The sequence below is a fragment of the Stakelama sediminis genome (genome assembly GCF_014199335.1).
In the GTDB taxonomy this organism is placed as follows: Bacteria; Pseudomonadota; Alphaproteobacteria; order Sphingomonadales; family Sphingomonadaceae; genus Sphingomonas; species Sphingomonas sediminis.
Window position 1 is genome coordinate 159,319 of sequence record NZ_JACIJI010000003.1, and the last position, 16,394, is coordinate 175,712.

The 16,394-nt window shown below is 64.5% G+C and carries 13 protein-coding genes; 7 read left to right on the forward strand and 6 right to left on the reverse strand.

Going from position 1 to position 16,394, the window contains the following annotated elements; genetic code table 11:
• Positions 1–11 precede the first annotated feature (11 nt).
• The gene (gene rpoZ, locus FHR23_RS10295; protein WP_184003602.1) at positions 12–356 is read right to left on the reverse strand and encodes a DNA-directed RNA polymerase subunit omega; all 345 of its coding nucleotides are present in this window, start codon (positions 354–356) and stop codon (positions 12–14) included.
• A 117-nt stretch (positions 357–473) separates the two neighbouring features.
• Between rpoZ and FHR23_RS10300 the strand changes: the two genes are divergently transcribed.
• Positions 474–1,646 (forward strand): phospholipase D-like domain-containing protein, encoded by a 1,173-nt coding sequence (locus tag FHR23_RS10300; protein WP_184003880.1) that lies wholly within the window; start codon positions 474–476, stop codon positions 1,644–1,646.
• 9 nt (positions 1,647–1,655) lie between these two features.
• Here FHR23_RS10300 and FHR23_RS10305 read toward each other — a convergent pair whose 3' ends face one another.
• On the reverse strand, positions 1,656–2,186 hold the full coding sequence (locus tag FHR23_RS10305; RefSeq protein WP_184003605.1) for a YceD family protein: 531 nt from the start codon (positions 2,184–2,186) through the stop codon (positions 1,656–1,658).
• Positions 2,183–2,701: a ubiquinol-cytochrome C chaperone family protein gene (locus FHR23_RS10310; protein WP_184003606.1), complete on the reverse strand. Its 519-nt coding sequence runs from the start codon at positions 2,699–2,701 to the stop codon at positions 2,183–2,185. Before FHR23_RS10310 ends, FHR23_RS10305 begins: the two co-directional genes overlap by 4 nt.
• A 114-nt stretch (positions 2,702–2,815) precedes the next feature.
• Here FHR23_RS10310 and FHR23_RS10315 point away from each other — a divergent pair, with 114 nt between their 5' ends.
• The gene (locus FHR23_RS10315) at positions 2,816–3,313 is read left to right on the forward strand and encodes an outer membrane protein assembly factor BamE (RefSeq protein ID WP_184003608.1); all 498 of its coding nucleotides are present in this window, start codon (positions 2,816–2,818) and stop codon (positions 3,311–3,313) included.
• A 173-nt stretch (positions 3,314–3,486) separates the two neighbouring features.
• Here FHR23_RS10315 and FHR23_RS10320 read toward each other — a convergent pair whose 3' ends face one another.
• The gene (locus FHR23_RS10320) at positions 3,487–3,768 is read right to left on the reverse strand and encodes a hypothetical protein (protein WP_184003610.1); all 282 of its coding nucleotides are present in this window, start codon (positions 3,766–3,768) and stop codon (positions 3,487–3,489) included.
• Here FHR23_RS10320 and FHR23_RS16765 point away from each other — a divergent pair, their 5' ends adjacent.
• Positions 3,769–4,068, forward strand: a complete 300-nt coding sequence (locus tag FHR23_RS16765) for an RcnB family protein (protein ID WP_184003612.1) — start codon at positions 3,769–3,771, stop codon at positions 4,066–4,068. It abuts the gene before it with no gap.
• A 132-nt stretch (positions 4,069–4,200) separates the two neighbouring features.
• Here FHR23_RS16765 and pbpC read toward each other — a convergent pair whose 3' ends face one another.
• Positions 4,201–6,351 carry a penicillin-binding protein 1C gene (gene pbpC, locus FHR23_RS10330; RefSeq protein WP_425506360.1) on the reverse strand — a complete coding sequence of 717 codons (2,151 nt, stop codon included), beginning with the start codon at positions 6,349–6,351 and terminating at the stop codon, positions 4,201–4,203.
• On the reverse strand, positions 6,348–12,098 hold the full coding sequence (locus tag FHR23_RS10335; RefSeq protein ID WP_184003614.1) for an alpha-2-macroglobulin family protein: 5,751 nt from the start codon (positions 12,096–12,098) through the stop codon (positions 6,348–6,350). Before FHR23_RS10335 ends, pbpC begins: the two co-directional genes overlap by 4 nt.
• Positions 12,099–12,232: 134 nt before the next feature.
• Between FHR23_RS10335 and FHR23_RS10340 the strand changes: the two genes are divergently transcribed.
• The 4 genes from FHR23_RS10340 to FHR23_RS10355 are packed head-to-tail and all read left to right on the forward strand — an operon-like array spanning position 12,233 to position 16,382.
• On the forward strand, positions 12,233–13,621 hold the full coding sequence (locus FHR23_RS10340) for a glycosyl transferase family protein (RefSeq protein ID WP_184003616.1): 1,389 nt from the start codon (positions 12,233–12,235) through the stop codon (positions 13,619–13,621).
• A complete protein-coding gene (locus FHR23_RS10345; protein ID WP_184003619.1) occupies positions 13,618–14,658 on the forward strand; it encodes a hypothetical protein in 1,041 nt (346 codons plus the stop codon). Before FHR23_RS10340 ends, FHR23_RS10345 begins: the two co-directional genes overlap by 4 nt.
• Before the next feature lie 48 nt (positions 14,659–14,706).
• Positions 14,707–15,621 carry a sulfite exporter TauE/SafE family protein gene (locus tag FHR23_RS10350; RefSeq protein ID WP_184003621.1) on the forward strand — a complete coding sequence of 305 codons (915 nt, stop codon included), beginning with the start codon at positions 14,707–14,709 and terminating at the stop codon, positions 15,619–15,621.
• Entirely contained in the window at positions 15,618–16,382 is a 765-nt protein-coding gene (locus FHR23_RS10355; RefSeq protein WP_184003623.1) for a TIGR02186 family protein, read from the forward strand. Before FHR23_RS10350 ends, FHR23_RS10355 begins: the two co-directional genes overlap by 4 nt.
• Positions 16,383–16,394 lie beyond the last annotated feature (12 nt).

The following is a 16,394-nucleotide window of genomic DNA, read 5'->3' on the forward strand; positions in this document are numbered from 1 at the left end:
TTCCGACGAACTCAGCCGTCGCTGTCGGGACCGACGCTCGCGCTGCGCGGCGGGGCGGCGGCGGTCAGGCGAAGCGCCTCAGCCGACGCGGACAGCGAACCGACATCATCAGGCGCTTCTTCATCGTCGATCTGCACACGCTGCAGGCTGGAAACCGTCGCTTCTTCCAGATGCTTCGGTTTCACCGTCTGTTCGGCGATTTCGCGCAGGGCAACGACCGGGTTCTTGTCGCGGTCGCGGTCGATGGTCAGGTCGGCACCGCCCGAAATCTGCCGCGCGCGTTGCGCTGCGAACAATACCAGATCGAACCGGTTGGATACCTTGTCGACGCAATCCTCTACGGTGACGCGCGCCATATAACGCTTCCTTCAAACCAACATGCCGGGAAAGTGCGCCAGATAGGAAAATGCGGCCTGCTTGTCAAGGAAATGCACGGACTTGCGGTCGGGTACGACGCCCGGCAGAAGCATCCGATGCAACCGCCGCCGTCCCAGCCCACCTTCGATGTCCATGGCAACCGTCTGACATTGCTCGATACCGGGCCGCGCCGACTGGAATCGCTGCTTGCCCTGATCGACGGCGCACGACAATCGCTGCGTATCCTCTATTATATCTATGTCGATGATGCGGTGGGTGCGCGCGTCCGCGATGCGCTGATCGCAGCCGTCGGACGCGGGGTGCAGGTGTCGCTGATCGTCGATGCGCTGGGCAGCGACCGGGCCGATGACCATGATTTCTTCAAACCGCTGCGCGAAGCGGGTGGAGAGGTCTGTGTGTTTCTACCCCGGCTGGGCAGGCGCTACCTGTTGCGCAATCACCAGAAAATGGTGATCGCCGACGCCGAAAGCGATACGCCGCGCACGATCATCGGTGGGTTCAATATTCAGGATTCCTATTTCGGGGCGCCCGAACAACATGCATGGCGCGATCTGGGCTTGCTGGTCGAAGGCAATGCAGCAGGGAGGCTTGCCGGATATTATGACGCATTGGCCGCCTGGATACGACAGCCGCGTGCGCCTCTGCGGCTGCTGCGCCGCGCATTGCGAACATGGAGCGAGCCGGAACAACCGCTGCGCTGGCTGCTGGGCGGCCCCACCAAGCGCCTGTCGCCCTGGGCCCGCGCGATCAAACACGATATGGACCGGGCTTCGCATATCGACCTGATTGCAGGCTATTTCGCGCCCGGCCCCGCGATGCTGCGCCGTCTTGACCGGGTAGGCCTGCGCGGGCGCGTGCGGGTGATTCTGCCGTCGAAAACCGATCACGGCGCGGCGATCTGGGCATCGCGCTTCACCTATGCCGGACTGTTGCGCAAGAATGTTGAAATTTACGAATATGCGCCGACCAAGCTGCATACCAAGCTGTTCGTCGTCGACGATGCGGTTCATATCGGCTCGGCCAATTTCGATATTCGTTCGATGTTCCTCAATCTGGAGCTGATGCTGCGGATCGAGGATGCCGATTTCGCCGCGCATGTGCGCAGCTATGTCGACGGGGAGGTACGCGATTCGGTACGCATGACCCCCGAACGCTATCGCGACCTGTCAACGCCATGGCGCCGGATCAAACAGGCGGCAGCCTATTTCGTCATGGCGGTACTCGATTACACCGTCACGCGGCGGCTGAATTTCGGCGACAAGGACTGAAGCGCGGAATTATTTCCCCTGCAATTTGTCGCGCAGGCCCGACAGTGCGCCGAACGGCCCCGCCTCCTCCTCGCTCAGCACGCCTGCGTCGCGCAGCACCGAATCGGCATGATCGCTGCGTGGAAAGGGATTGAGCGCCAGCGCCATAGTCTCGGCCGCCGCCTCCCCCATGTCGATCGCCTGCCCGTCGTGAAAAACGGTGTCGCAATCCGCCTCGTCGAGTTCGACCTCCTCTTCCTCAGCCATGCCGGGTTCGGGCACGAAGCGCAGGCGGAAATCCTCTTCGATCCGTTCGGGTACCGGTTCGCCGGTGGCGATGCAGGGCTGCGCCAGCGCCGCCGACACATGGCCGGTAGCCCGCACCACATCCTTGCCTTCCTGCGTGAGATGATAGCGCGCCTCCAGCCGGTCGAGCGCGGGCAGACCGAACCGGCGGGCAAGCCGTTCGCGTTCGTCCTGATCCGCAACGATATGCTGCTCGCCCTGCACGCCGCCGATCCGGTCGAGCCGGTGGGGTCGGCTGAATTCGGCAACGGTCATTGCGGCAGTCCCTTTTCCTCAAGCGTTGCGGCGTCGAATCGATTCAGCCGTTCGCGAAAGGCGGTCAGGCCATGCTCGACATGGGCGACTGCCTCCGGCGCGGGCGATTCGCCGCGATAAAGATTGCGGATCAGCGCAGGCTTCAGATCGCCCTGCGCCAGCCCGTCGCGATAGGCGCCAAGCCGCCCGCCCAGCATCGCCATCATCCGCCCGATATGTTTGCCGACCACGATATCGCCGATCCCGATCTGACGTAGCTGGCCATCCATATCATCGACGAACCGCTCGGTCAGAAAGGCGTTGAGCCCCGCCGCAACGGGGTCTTGAGCCGCCTCCAGCCGCAGCAGCAGCATCGACAGCACCGCCGCCACCATATCGAATCGCCCGTCGACGCTGTCGGCGACCGCGCCGTCGATATACCAGTGCGGACGGCGGGCTGTCGCCACGACATCCTGATACAGCGCCTCCGCCGGAGGGGGCGTTGAGGGCCCGAAAATCTTCGAAAACAGCGTCATTCCTCACCTTCGACTACACATGGCCTTGTTTGGGCGCGCAAGGCCGCATATTGATGCGATCAGCGCGGCATGTCGATGCCGTGCCTGTAGGCGTGAGCGTGTCGGGAGAATAGAATGCCGGTCAAGTCGAAACCTGTCCTGTTGGCTGCAATTGTGCTTGCGGCAGCGGCGACCGGCGGATGCGCGAAAGTGCGCGCGCATCACGGCTATATTTTCGATCAGGATCTCGCCAATTCGGTAGAGCCCGGTGTGGACAATCAGGAGTCCGTGCGCGCGGTGATGGGCGATCCGACCTTCACCAGCATGTTCAACAAGGGCAGCCAGAGCGAGTGGTTCTATATTTCGCGCATCACTCGCAACCTTGCCTATAAGCGGCCCAAGCCGATCGCTGAAACAGTGATGCGGATTCGCTTTGCCCCCGACGGCACGGTCGCTTCGGTCGACAAGACCGGGCTTGATCAGGTGGTCAATATCAACCCCACCGACAAGAAGACACCGACGCTGGGCCGCAAGAAGAGCTTCTTCGAACAGTTGTTCGGCAATATCGGTACGGTAACGCCGGGTGGCGTCGGCGGCGCCGGGGGTGGCGGTGCCGGTGGCGGCGGCCAGTAACGCCTGACCTTTCATTTCGCTGACGATACTGTTCCCGCCGGGTTCAGTACGCATCCGGTATATTCCTTCGCATCATGAACGTCGCGCCCGGACGAGGCGCGATCCCGTTCCGGAGGAGAGCCTTTATGCGAACCCTGTTACTCAGCGCCCTGATGGGTGCGGTCGCCCTTCCTTTAACTGCCATCCCCGCCGATGCGCAGGCGCGCCACGGCCATGAACGCCATGCCCGCAGCGGCGAACATCACCGCGCAGGACAGCATCAGCGCCAGCGCACCAATCGCCACGAGCGCCGGTCCGTGCAACGCCATCAGCGCCGTCAGGTGCGGCGAACCGTGCGGTCGCAGCATCGTCGCGTCGAACGTAACCGCAATCATGTCCGCCAGCAGCGCCAGCGTATCGAGCACAACCGGCAGCGCCTTCAGCGTCAGCGGCACCGTGTCGAGCGCAACCGGCATGTGACGCGTTCCTACAACCGTCATCGGCAGTATCGCGACTGGCGCAGCTATCGCAGCCATAACCGCAGCATCTATCGTCGCGGCAACTGGCGCGCGCCGTTCCGTTATCACCATTTCCGTTCGGGAATGCGGATCCGGCACATCTATTTCGGCAGCCGCTATTATATCAGCGATCCGTGGTATTATCGCCTGCCGCCCGCCGGTCCCTATCGCCGCTGGGTCCGCCATTATGACGACGTGATGCTGGTCGATATCCGCACCGGATACATCCTGCGGATCTATTACAACTTTTTCTGGTAAGACAGGCTTCGGGACCGATGGCCGCGCCGGCGCAAAACGCACGACGCGGCCGGTGCCTTACGGCACCCGGTCCCGAAAGGGGTAAGGACCAATAGGGGAAACGCCCGGATCGCCTTCCGGCTCCCTGTTATCCTACCGGATCGTAAAACGAATCTGGTCTACCACCTTTCCGCCCGCATCGATGAGGCGCAGGCGGTGCATTCCCGGCCCGGCAAGGATCAGCGGACGGCTGTCGGCACTGCCCAGATCCCGTTTGTCGAGTTCCAGCCGATGCCCGATGGCATCGCCGGAAACGCTGATCGCAAGTCGCTGACGATCCAGCGGAATATCGGGGTCCAGCGCATAGACGCTGCCCGAAACCGGACTGACGATATGCGGGCGGCGCGACTCCGCAGGCGCCAGCACGATTTGCGTTTGCCCGGTGCCTTTCAGAAAATATTCGGTGCGCGGCTGTTCACTGCCCGATGCGAAAGTAACGCGCCGTTGCTCGACGCCCTCCGGTTCAGGCGGCGCCTTGCCCGGATCGTCTTCGTGTATCGCCACCATCACGTCACGCCATACCGGCGCCGCGCCGCTGGTTCCCGACACCGCGCGCATCGGATCGCCCTCAAGATTGCCCACCCAGACGCCGACCGTGTAGCGATCCGAGAAGCCGATACACCAGTTGTCGCGCATCGCCTTGGACGTGCCGGTCTTCACCGCCGCCCAGAAGGGCAGACGCAGCGCGGTGTTGAAGCCGAAGGTCGCCACCCGCGCATTGGGGTCCGACAGCATATCGGCGACGATCCATGCCGCCTGTGGTGTAGTCACAGCGCGCGGCTTTCCATGCGGGTCGTCTTTCGTCAGCCTTAGCGGCGACCAGCGCCCGCCGCGTTCGAGACTGCGATAGGCGGCGACCTGCTCCATCAGCGTCACCTCCGCCGACCCCAGCGCCAGCGAATAGCCGTAATATTGCCCGTCCTCGGTCAGTCCGCGATAGCCGGTGTCCCACAGCCGGTCGCGAAAACTCTCCACCCCGACCAGCAGCAGCGTTCTGACCGCCGGCACGTTGAGCGACCCCGCCAGCGCCTTGCGCGCCGATACCGGCCCCTTGAAATGCCGGTCGTAATTCTGCGGCACGTACAGGCCCGACGCGGTATCGAGCTGCACCGGCGAATCGTCGAGGATCGAGGCGGGGGTCAGATACCCCTTCTCGATCGCCTCGGCATAGAGAAACGGTTTGAGCGTCGATCCCGCCTGACGATAGCTGGATGCGCCATCGACGGCGGGTGCGGTCGAGGCACCGCCGACTCCGCCGACATAGGCCAGCACGTCCCCGCTGGCATTGTCGACCACCACCACCGCGCCGTCGCGCACCCGGTCGCCGCCCAGTCCCTGTAGCTGTCGCTTGAGCGCGGTGATCGCGATCCGTTGAACATGCGCGTCGAGCGTGGTGGTAATGCGCATCCCCGGTTGGGTCAGCAGATGCTGCGCCAGATGCGGGGCAAGACCGGGATCGAGTGCCAGTTGCCGCGCAGGCCCCAGCATCGAAGCGGCACCGGCTTCATAGATCCGGCAATCCGTCGCCCCCGCCAGCGCACAGGCGCGGCGCGCAATTGCGGGCGCATCGGCGGCGGGGTCGGGAAGCAGCGCCGCCAGCAGCAGCGCATCGTCGCGCGTCAGCGATGCGGGCGTCTTGCCGAACAGGCCGAGCGCCGCCGCGCCGATCCCCTGTGCCTCCCCCCGAAACCCGGCCAGGTTCAGATAGGCCTCCAGAATCTGGTCCTTGCTCCAGCCGCGTTCCAGCGCGCGGGCGGCGCGCATCTGACGCAGCTTGTCCCACATGCCGCGCGACCCCGGTGCCGCCAGTCGGGGCGACAGGAACGCCGCGACCTGCATCGACAGCGTGCTGGCACCGCGCCTGCGCTTGCCCTCGATCCGGTCGCGCGCCGCGCCGAGGATGGCCCACCAGTCGATGCCGTGATGGTGATAAAAACGATGATCCTCCGCCGCGACCAGCGCCTTGCGCGCAGCGGGCGCAATATCGGCAACCGATGTCCAGGCCAGCCGCCTCGCCTTGAAATTGACGCGGCTCGAATCGATCAGCTCGCCATGCCGGTCGTACAGCCATGCCTCCGACGGCTGCCACGCCGCCTTGACCGTGCGATAACTCGGGAGCGGCGGCGGCCAGGTCGCATAATCCAGTGCCACCCCCCCCAGCACCAGCGCCACGAGCAGGCCGAACGCCGCCCTGCTCCAGCTCAGGCGGAAGCGTCTGCCTTCCGCGGGCGGTTCGTCCGTCACCGCTGGCCGACCACCATCGGCCTGTTGGGCAGATCGGCATGGATTTCGGGAGAATACATCGCCTCCACCCGCGTCGGCGGCAGGTGCAGCGTACCGGCACCGTTCAGCCGCATGACATAGGACACCGTCGTCTCCCCGCGCGGCAACCAGCGATAATAAGCGCGCCATGCGTCATGGCCGCGCTCGACATAGCTGGGCCATGCGCCGTCGCTGTCATCCGCCTTGTCCGCCAGCATCTGCGACTGCCCGCCCAGATCGCCCAGCACCGTCGCCCCGGCGGGGAGGGGGTCGCTGATAACCACCCAGCTTCGTTCCGCCGACGCCCGCACCGTGATCGTCACCTTGACGACATCGCCGCGCGTCAGCCGCCCTTTGGTCTTTGCTTGCACCACCGTCACCTTTTTGGCGATGCGATAGCCCGCATTGACCGGCTGGGTGAGTGGCACTGCCGCCTTGACCGAGACAAAGGCCCATGGCGCTTCTCCGCCCGACTGACTCAGCCCCAGCCGCGCCTGTTTCGACGGCAGGTTGAGGCTGATCGTGCGGGCGTCCCCGGTCAGCGGCCAGTTGCGCCGCAGCGTCTGCCCGGCGAGCGAGGCGGTGGTGGCACCCGCCACCTTCTGCGCCGGATAGAGCTGCTTGAACCGTCCGGCGACGACCGTACCCCAGGCATTGGCGGTGGTCGTGTCCCAATGGCCGCGTTGTTGCCGCTGGGCGACGCCGACCATCATTTTCGGCGCATCCTCCTGCCAGCCGGGACGCCCCAGCACCGCCAGCGCCGCCTTGATCACGGCCTCGTCGTCGGACTGCATCATCCACCAGGCCATATGCCCCTTGTCCGACAGGTCGAGGCGCGTGCCTTCATAGACCAGCCGTTTACGCAGTTCGTCCTCGGCACTGGCGCGCAGTTGCGCGGCATTGGCAAGGCCGGGCGTCTTCGCAAGCGCGGTGATATAGTCGGCCAGCGTCGCGGTGGGCATGTCGGCGGGCGTCATGCCGATCTGCCCGACCATATCCGCCGTCGCCGCACCCTGCCGCGCCAGTGCGGCATAGGCCGCGACCTTTTGCAGGCGGATATCGCCATAGCTCTCGTGCCGCAGCCGCCCGTCGAGCACCGCCTTCATCGCCTCGACCATGCGCGCACGCGGATCGGCCGGCAGCGTCAGCCCGGCCTCCGCCGTCAGCGACAGGACATAGGCGGTCAGCGCCTCCGACCCGCTCAGCCGGTCGGAGGGGAAATAGCGCAACAGCCCGTCGCGATCGATATAGGCAGGGATATCGCCCGCCAGCGCACGCCACTTGCCCCGGTCGCCCAGCGCCACCGCCGTCGACAGCCGCTGTTCGAAACAGGTGAAGGGATAGGCGGCCATATAGTCGCGCACCCCGGCGAGCGGCGGCGCCAGCGTATCGCTGAGCCGCACATCCACCGATCCGCGTCCCGGCAGCGCGCCGTCGGGCGGAGCGATCGTCATCGGCGATGCACCGACGCGCACCAGCGATGCCGCCCAGGTTTCGACCGGCACGGCGGGAACCACCTGTTGCGTCACGCTGAGCTGGTCCGCCGCCTTTCCGTCCGCCGAATGCGCGCGCACCTGCCATTTCAGGCCGGTCACGCCCTGCGGCACCGTCAGGTTCCAGGCAACCGGCACCGCACCACCCGCCGGAATCGTCATCGTCATCGGCCTTCCGGTGGCGATGCGCGGCGACAGGTCGACGCTTGCCGTCACCTTCATCGGCTTGTCCGATCCGTTGCGCAGCGTGAAGCCCGCTGCGAAACTGTCGCCGATACGCACCAGCGGCGGTACGCCCGAATAGATGCTCAGATCCTGCGCCGAACGGATCGTGGTATCGCCGGTGCCGAACAGGTTCGCGCCATCGGTCGCGATCGCCACCAGCCGGAACGACGTGAGTGCATCCGACAGGGGTACGCGCACCCGCCCGATACCCCTGGCGTCGAGCGGCACATGCCCCTTCCACAACAACACCGGCTTGAAATTCTGGCGATTGAGCGCGGACAGGTCGCCACCGCCCCCACCACCCCCGGCAGCCACCGCCTTGCGCCCATAATGACGCTTGCCGACCACCTGCATCTGCGCGGTCGCGGTCAGCACCGATAGCGGGCGATCGTCCATCATCGCTTTCAGCACGTCCCAGCTATCATTGGGTGCAAGCTGAAGCAGCGCCTCATCCACCGCGACGAAAGCGACATCGGCGTCCTTCGCCGGCGTGCCGTCCGGCCGCTTTACCTGAAACGCGACGCCCGCGACATCGCGCGCGGAATAGCGTTCGCGGCCTGCCTGAACCGCGACGTTCAGGCGATGCGCATCCCATCCGACCTTCACCTTCGCGATGCCGAGGCGATAGGCAGGCTTGGCGAGATCGACGGTCGCGGTCGGCTTCGCGACATCCTGAGAGAAAAAGGGCAGGTGCCAGCGCCGGGCAAGATCGGCGAGCCACAATCGCCAGCCGCCGACACGCCCGCGCACCGCCAGCACCGAGACATAGACATCGGGTGCATAGCCGCCCGTCATCGGCACTTCGATCACCGGGTCATTGCCCTTCAGATGGGTGACGAAGCTCGACAACACGCCTTCGCGCTCGACCGTGACCAGCGCGGTGGCGGAGCGGAACGGCATCCGCACCTGAAACCGTGCCTTCGATCCGGCGGCATATTCCGGCTTTTCGGGAATGACGTCCATCCGGTCGCCATTGTCACCGCCGAACCACCAGTCATCCTTGCCCGCCAGCCAGACCGAGGTGGTCGCGCGCGCGATATTGCCGTTGGGGTCCAGCGTCTCTGCCACCGCATAGACCTCTCCCGACACGCCGGGATCGAGCTTGCATTCAGCCCGACCCAGAGAATCGGTGGTGGCGGTGCAGCCCTCTTTCAGGCGCGAGGTCTTACGCTGATTGTCATAGGCATAGAATCCGCCGATCAGCCGCCGCCGCGCGGTCAGCACTTCGCGGCTGTAGAGCGCGACGTTGATCTTCTTGTTCTTCACCGGCTTACCGTCAGTGTCGATGGCGATGAATTTCAGGCGCAGATCGTCCGCCTTCATCATCCATCCGTCGGTCTTGACGCCCAGATGCACCGCCGACGGATAGATGGGGATGGTTTTCGATGCGGTCAGCACTTCGCCGTTCGCATCCTGATAATCCATTTCGACCAGCATGTTGGTCATGGTGTCGATCGACTGCGGCACATCGACGGTGGTGCGCGCGGTGCCGTCGCCGTTCAGGGTCAGCGGCAGCGTCTGGGTAGGCGGCAATTCGTCCGGGCGATCGACTTCGCCATCACCGTTGAGCGGCTGAATCCCGGCCTGCACCGGCTCCCCGCCGAAATCGAAGCCGGGATAGCGTTTCGACCGGAACTGGTCGCGAAAATAGCCGATCCGCATTTCCACCGGCAGCTTCGACGCACCGCCGCCCGACAGATAACCGACATAGAGGCTGAGCGGCAGCAGCCGCGGCCGAACCGACGCCGCTTTCGGCCCGGTGATCGTCGCCTTCATCGTCGGCAGGCGATATTCGTCCACCTTGAACGACTGATCGGACCAGACGCGGACCTTTCCGTCCTTATCGAGCACACTCAGGCCGTAATCGCCCATCGGCGCGCCCTTGGGCACCGTCCAGGCATTTTCGCCCGATCCGTTCGCGGCAATCGTCAGCGGCAGATCGAACTGGGTGTCCGAACCGCGATGCGACAGTCGAAGTGTGCCGGTGAAGCCCGGTTCCAGCTTCATTCCCGCCGCTACCGGCAGGCGGACGATATGCTTCATGTGGATCGTCTCACCCTGCCGCACCAGAGCGCGGTCGAACACGGTGTGGAACACCATGTCCGGTGCCGAATAGCCATAGGGCAGATCGAACTGATAGGGCTGGATACCCTTGTCCCAGGTGGTGAGCGTGAAGCTGTAATCCTGCCCGTGCGTCGCCGACACCATCAGCGGGTGGGGCGAACTGGTATAGTCGCAGCCGCCATAGGTTTCGGGTTCGGGAAGCCCCTTGGCGATCGGCATCCGCCCTTCGCCGTCGGTGGTGCCGTTGGCGAGAAGCTTACCAGTGCAGCTATCGGTTACGCGTACCGTGGCACCGCCGACCGGCGCGCCTTTTTCCAGTGACGTTACCCAGACCAGCGATCCGGCGCGTCCCCATTTGAAATGCACCGCCATGTCGGTGACGAGCGCGGCGGTGGCGACATAGCGCGGTGCATTGCGGCCAAGCAGCGCCTGTCCCAGCCGCGGGCTGGCAAATTCGACGACATAGAATCCCGGTTTTTTCAGCGGGATGCCGACGACCTGCATATCCTTGCCCTTGGCGGGCAGGTTCACCGTGAACTGCGCGGAGTTACCGCCGGTCAGCACCGGTTTCGCGCCGGTTTCGTTGATATGGACCGCCAGCCCCTTGCGATATTCGGTCCGGATTTTGGTATCGCCCGCCTTTTCGACCTTGCGCAGCCATTCGGCGACCTGACCATCCGATCCGGTGATACGCAGCGATTTGCCCAGTGCGTTGAAGTTTCGGCCCTGCAGCGCCGGTTCGACGTTGCGCACCGTCACCGGGAGCACCCCGCCTTGCGCCGACTCCAGAATGCCGAAGGGTGCTGCGAACTTCACCAGCGGCGGCGCTTCGTCGAACTGCACGTCGAGCGGGAAGCGTTCGCCATTGGCCAGTGTCCGCCCGCTTTCGTCTTTCAGACCGCCGGGCAGTTCCAGCTTCGCGGTCGCATCGGCGGGCAAGGGCGCATCGAAGGTCAGATCGCTGATCGTATTGCGGCGCTTCTGATCGTCATCCAGCGTCGGCGACACCGTTTTGCCGTCGGGCAAGCGCAGCAGCGCCTTCATCGCCATATCTTTCGGCACCTGCGCGGAAAAGCGGACATAGGCCGCCTGCACCGGATTGCATCCGGCCTGCGGATTGACGCGCGAACATTCGAACCGTGCGGTAAACGGCTTGCGCACGGTAAAGTCGAACCGCTGCGTCGCGCCTGCCTTCCGCCCCGAAGCGCTGGCGATATCCGCGCCCCAGACCAGCGACACGTCACGCCCCGGCGGCAGGGGGCGGCGACATTTCAGGCCGATGACCGGGGCAAGCGCCTTTGCCCGCTCCGCCTTGTCGCTAGGCAAATCCTCCGCAATTCCGGCGTCCGAGAGGAAATTGCGCACCTCCCAGCGGTCCGGGTCGAGCGCCTGTATCAACTGGTCGGTCACTGCCGGTTTGACGATATCGACCGGCACCTTCTCCCCCAGCCCGTCGATCGCGCAATAAGCGTGCGCAGCGACCGAACGCGGATCGGGCGGCAGGTTTGCACCAATCAGGAAAATCTGATCCTCGGCAATTTCGCCGCCATAACGGCTGGGCAACACCGCCTTTGCCACCGGGCCACCGCTGTCGACAGTGAATTGTCCCCGACCCGCGACGCGATAGCCCTTCAGGCTTTTCAGGCCGTCGCGCAGGGTCAGCGAACAGGTCAGCCCGCCGGGAAGACCGCGTGCGAATGCATAGACGAAGGTTTTCTGATCCACCCATCGCCCCTCCCCGGGAACCGGGCATTTGACATCGACCGGGGTAGCGGCGCGAGGATCGCCCAGCGGGACCATCGGCTGGCTGAAACGGATCGTATAGCGTTCGATCGCGCCATCGCCGACACCCGGCGTTGCCAGCACGACGCGCGGCGCGGAATCACCGGACGCCATCAGGGGAGTCAGCGCCCCGATGGCTAACACAAGTCTGGCAAGCAGTTTCATCCGTCCTCTCCCCCAAGAAGGCGCGTCTTCGAGGCTAGCGATGCATCACCGAACAAGTCCAGCCCGAATAGTTCGCCTCTTGAATATTTTGTTCATTCAAAGGAAGTATCCGCACGGGGAATTTCGGGGGAATAATGACGGTCTGGGAAACGATCCTGTCGGGGCTGGACATCATGACGCGTGAAACCGCGCTGTTCGCCTGTATCGGGTTCCTGATCGGGGGCACGGACGATCTGGTGATCGACCTGCTCTACTGGACAGGACTTGCGGGCCGCAAGTCGATCGCCCCCGATATCGATGCGATGGCGCAAAGCGATAGACGGCTGGCGATTTTCGTGCCCGCCTGGGATGAATCGGCAGTCATCGCATCGATGCTGCGTACTGCTCGCAGAAATATTCGCCACCGCAACTACGCCCTGTATGTCGGCACCTACCCCAACGACCGCGCGACCATCGATGCGGTGGCCGCGTTTGCCACCGTCGATCCGCATATCCGGCTGGTCATTGCCGATCACCCGGGCCCCACGACCAAGGCGGACTGCCTGAACAGCCTGTGGCGTGCGCTGGAACGCGATGTGGAGGCGGGAGAAGCGCCGGTTGCGGCAATCATCCTGCATGACGCCGAAGATGTTGTGCATCCCCGCGAACTGTGCGTTCATGCGGCCCTGATCGGCGACTATGACCTGATCCAGACGCCGGTGATCCCATTGATGGACGCCCGGTCCCCCTTTGTCGCGGGGCATTATTGCGACGAATTTGCCGAATCCCACGCCAAGCAGATGACCGTGCGCGGCGCCATCGGAGCGGCCATTCCGCTGGCGGGAGTCGGCTGTGCCATCGGCTATGCCATGTTGCGGCGGATAGCCGACGACCATGGGGGCGCACCGTTCGACGCGGAAAGCCTGACCGAAGATTATGAGCTGGGGCTGAAGATCAAACGCTTGAATGGCCGGGCCATTTTCGCCCGCATTCGGGAACATCGCGGCGGACCCCCCATTGGTACGCGCGCCTATTTTCCCGCGCGACTGGATGCGGCCGTCCGGCAAAAGGCACGCTGGATGATCGGGATCGCACTGGCCGGGTGGGACCGTATCGGCTGGGCATCGGCGCGCGAATTTGCGGATCACTGGATGCGGATGCGGGACCGGCGGGCGCTGCTGGCCGTTATCGTGCTGGCCGCAGCCTATATCGCACTGGTCGCCGGATTCGTGGCGCAGAGCCTGCACTGGCTCAGCGATATTCCGGCTCCTGCACCCGACCGCACCATGCGCTGGCTGCTGATCGCGACAACTTTGGTACTAACATGGCGGCTCGCGATGCGCGCCTTGTTCGTCCAGCGGCTCTATGGCTGGAAACAGGCTCTGCTGTCGCTGCCCCGCGCCGTAACCGGAAACGCCATCGCACTGCTCGCCGCCCGCCGCGCCATTACCCGCTATATCGGCATGCTGCGCGGCAAACCGCTGCGCTGGGACAAGACGGCCCACCACTTTCCGGAGAACGTCGAAGGGGAAGCCACCGCATGACCGGCAAGGGCCGTCCCTTGCGCTTTGCCGCCCTTGTCCTGCTGAGCTGGACGGTGGCACGCGGCGGTTTTCTGTGGTGGGAAACCGGAGAAGTTCCCCATCCGGCCCATATCCTCATCGCTGATGCCGATCCGCCGCCACCGCCGGTGCGCGATTGGTTCGCTTCTCCTTCGACGCTGACGACGATCCGCGCCCTGCCCCCCTTCCGAGCCGCATCAGCGTCTTCCGTGGCGGCAACTCCCTCCAAGGCTCCCCCCGCCACTGGGCAATTGCCTCGCGCCACGGACGGAGCGGTGCGGGAGCGGTTCGCGCTGGTCGGCATGATCGGCTTTGCCGGAGCACAATCTGTGCCCGCACAGGATCAGCAACCGGTGCTGCGCCCGACGCCATCATCCATGCCCTCCCCGCCAGACCGCTGGCAAGGCAGTGCCTGGCTGTACGTGCGCGGCCCCGGCGACTCTGGCGTGACCGGCGTTCCGCAACTGGGGGGTAGCCAGTTCGGGATGCGCATCGCCTATATGCTGCTGCCCAAATCGCATCTGGCGGCCACCGCGCGCACCGCATCCCCCCTGAGCGGCCCCGGTGCGGAAGCCATGCTCGGTCTGGCATGGAAACCGACCCGCGCGCCGGTAACGCTGACGGTGGAACAGCGCTTCTCCCTCGATCATCATCGCGGCGGCCCCGCCCTTGCGGCGATCGCGGGAAGCGGTCCCACGCCCGTCGCACACGGCCTCGACCTGGAAACCTATGGCGAGGCCGGTGCGGTGTTTCGGAGCAAGGTTGATTATTATGCCGCCGGCGCGGCAAGAATCAGCCATGCGGTTGGCCGGATCGGCAACCATCCGGTGACGGCCGGAATGGGCGGCTGGGCCAGCGTGCAACGCGATGCCGCGCGTGTCGATATCGGCCCGTCGCTTGCAATTGCGCTGCCGGTTCAAAAGAGCAATACGCGGCTGACCCTCGAATGGCGCCAGCGTCTTGCCGGACGCGCCGAACCCGGTTCCGGCCCGGCGCTTACCTTAGGTGCCGATTTCTGACATCAGGTGCTTTTGTCCGGCATCGGAATTGCGTATCGGTGCCGACCCATGGACCTCTATCTTCCCGTCGCGAACCTGTCGGTGAACGCGCTTGTCATCGTCCTGCTCGGCGGTGGGGTCGGGCTGATCTCGGGCATGTTCGGCGTCGGCGGCGGATTTCTGACCACGCCGCTGCTGATCGTCTATGGCATTCCGCCGACGGTCGCCGCCGCATCCGCAGCGTCGCAAGTAACCGGTGCCAGCGTTTCAGGTGTTTTTGCGCATTTCCGCCGCAACGGCGTCGATGTGAAGATGGGCCTGACGCTTGCCGGGGGCGGGTTTTTCGGATCGCTGGTCGGTGCGCAGATCTTCCATCTGCTTCAGAAAACCGGGCAGATCGATACCGTGATCGGGTTGCTCTATGTCATCCTGCTCGGCTCGATCGGCGGGATGATGGCCACCGAATCGATTCGCGCGATCCGCAATACCCGGTCGGGTCAGGCGACCCGGGCGCGCAAGCGGCGCCACCATCCGCTGATCGCCTCGCTGCCGTTTCGCACACGCTATTATGCGTCGGGTCTCTATATTTCTCCGCTGGCACCCGCGCTGACCGGCTTTTTCATCGCCATCCTGACCACGCTGCTCGGCATCGGCGGCGGATTTATGATGATCCCGATCATGCTGTATATTTTCGGAATGCAGACGCGTGTGGTGGTCGGCACCTCTCTGTTCAACACGCTGTTCATCAGTGCGACCGCGACAATGGCGCATTCGCTGACCACCCATGCGGTCGATATTGTGCTGGCGGCGCTGCTGTTGCTGGGATCGGTCACCGGCGCGCAGATCGGGGTACGCTTCGCCCAGTCGATCAAGCCCGAATATCTGCGCCTCGCACTGGCCGCCATGGTGCTGGCAGTGGCGTTCCGCATGGCGCTGGGGCTGGGCTGGCGTCCCGATGAAATCTATTCGGTGGCGCTGTCATGATCCGGCGGCTGGCCTGTCTGCTGCCGATGCTGGCGCTGATCGGCGCGGCAAAGCCGACGCTGGTGCCCGACGTGTCGCAGCGCGATATCGACATCATCTACAGCTTTACCGGCGCGCAACTGCTGCTGTTCGGGGCAATTCTCTATCCGGGTGGCCAGAAACCGGGCCCTAACGATCCGCCTTCCGACATCATTATCGTCGTCAAGGGGCCGACCCAGTCGATTCAGGTGCGCGAAAAGCAAAAGGTCGCAGGGATCTGGGTCAACGCAGCGCGCATGCGCTATCGCTCGGCTCCTTCCTTCTATGCGGTTGCCTCGTCTCGCCCGCTCGACCAGCTTGTCGATGACCGGACGCGCGCAATCTATGAAATGGGGCTTGACCGGTTGCAGCTTTCACCGGTCAGTTCCGCCCCTGCGTCGGAGCAGAAGCGGTTTTCGCAGGGCCTCGTCAAACTGCGCGAGAGCAGCGGCCTTTATTATCAGGCACCGCACGCGGTGGAGATTACCGACGGCGTTCTCTATCGTGCCCGCATCAACATCCCCGCGCGCGTGCCGGTCGGCAAATTCACCGCCGAAACCTTTCTGGTGCGCGACGGACGCGTACTGGCCGCGGCAACACGCGAAATCTATGTCCGTAAATCGGGATTTGAACGTTTCGTCGCGCGCACCGCGCAAAAGGACGGTTTCTTCTACGGTCTGAGCGCCGTGTTTCTGTCGGTCATGCTTGGCTGGGGCGCAGGCGCGCTGTGGCGGCGGTTCTAGGACGGATCACCA

Bases quoted from the DNA above. Each gene is read 5' to 3' on its own strand.
- FHR23_RS10315 (WP_184003608.1), top strand. From the start codon at position 2,816: ATGCCGGTCAAGTCGAAACCTGTCCTGTTGGCTGCAATTGTGCTTGCG.
- FHR23_RS10305 (WP_184003605.1), bottom strand. From the start codon at position 2,186: ATGACCGTTGCCGAATTCAGCCGACCCCACCGGCTCGACCGGATCGGC.
- FHR23_RS10350 (WP_184003621.1), top strand. From the start codon at position 14,707: ATGGACCTCTATCTTCCCGTCGCGAACCTGTCGGTGAACGCGCTTGTC.
- FHR23_RS10310 (WP_184003606.1), bottom strand. From the start codon at position 2,701: ATGACGCTGTTTTCGAAGATTTTCGGGCCCTCAACGCCCCCTCCGGCG.
- FHR23_RS10300 (WP_184003880.1), top strand. From the start codon at position 474: ATGCAACCGCCGCCGTCCCAGCCCACCTTCGATGTCCATGGCAACCGT.
- FHR23_RS10345 (WP_184003619.1), top strand. From the start codon at position 13,618: ATGACCGGCAAGGGCCGTCCCTTGCGCTTTGCCGCCCTTGTCCTGCTG.
- FHR23_RS10320 (WP_184003610.1), bottom strand. From the start codon at position 3,768: ATGCCGGTTGCGCTCGACACGGTGCCGCTGACGCTGAAGGCGCTGCCG.
- rpoZ (WP_184003602.1), bottom strand. From the start codon at position 356: ATGGCGCGCGTCACCGTAGAGGATTGCGTCGACAAGGTATCCAACCGG.
- FHR23_RS10340 (WP_184003616.1), top strand. From the start codon at position 12,233: ATGACGGTCTGGGAAACGATCCTGTCGGGGCTGGACATCATGACGCGT.
- FHR23_RS10355 (WP_184003623.1), top strand. From the start codon at position 15,618: ATGATCCGGCGGCTGGCCTGTCTGCTGCCGATGCTGGCGCTGATCGGC.
- FHR23_RS10335 (WP_184003614.1), bottom strand. From the start codon at position 12,098: ATGAAACTGCTTGCCAGACTTGTGTTAGCCATCGGGGCGCTGACTCCC.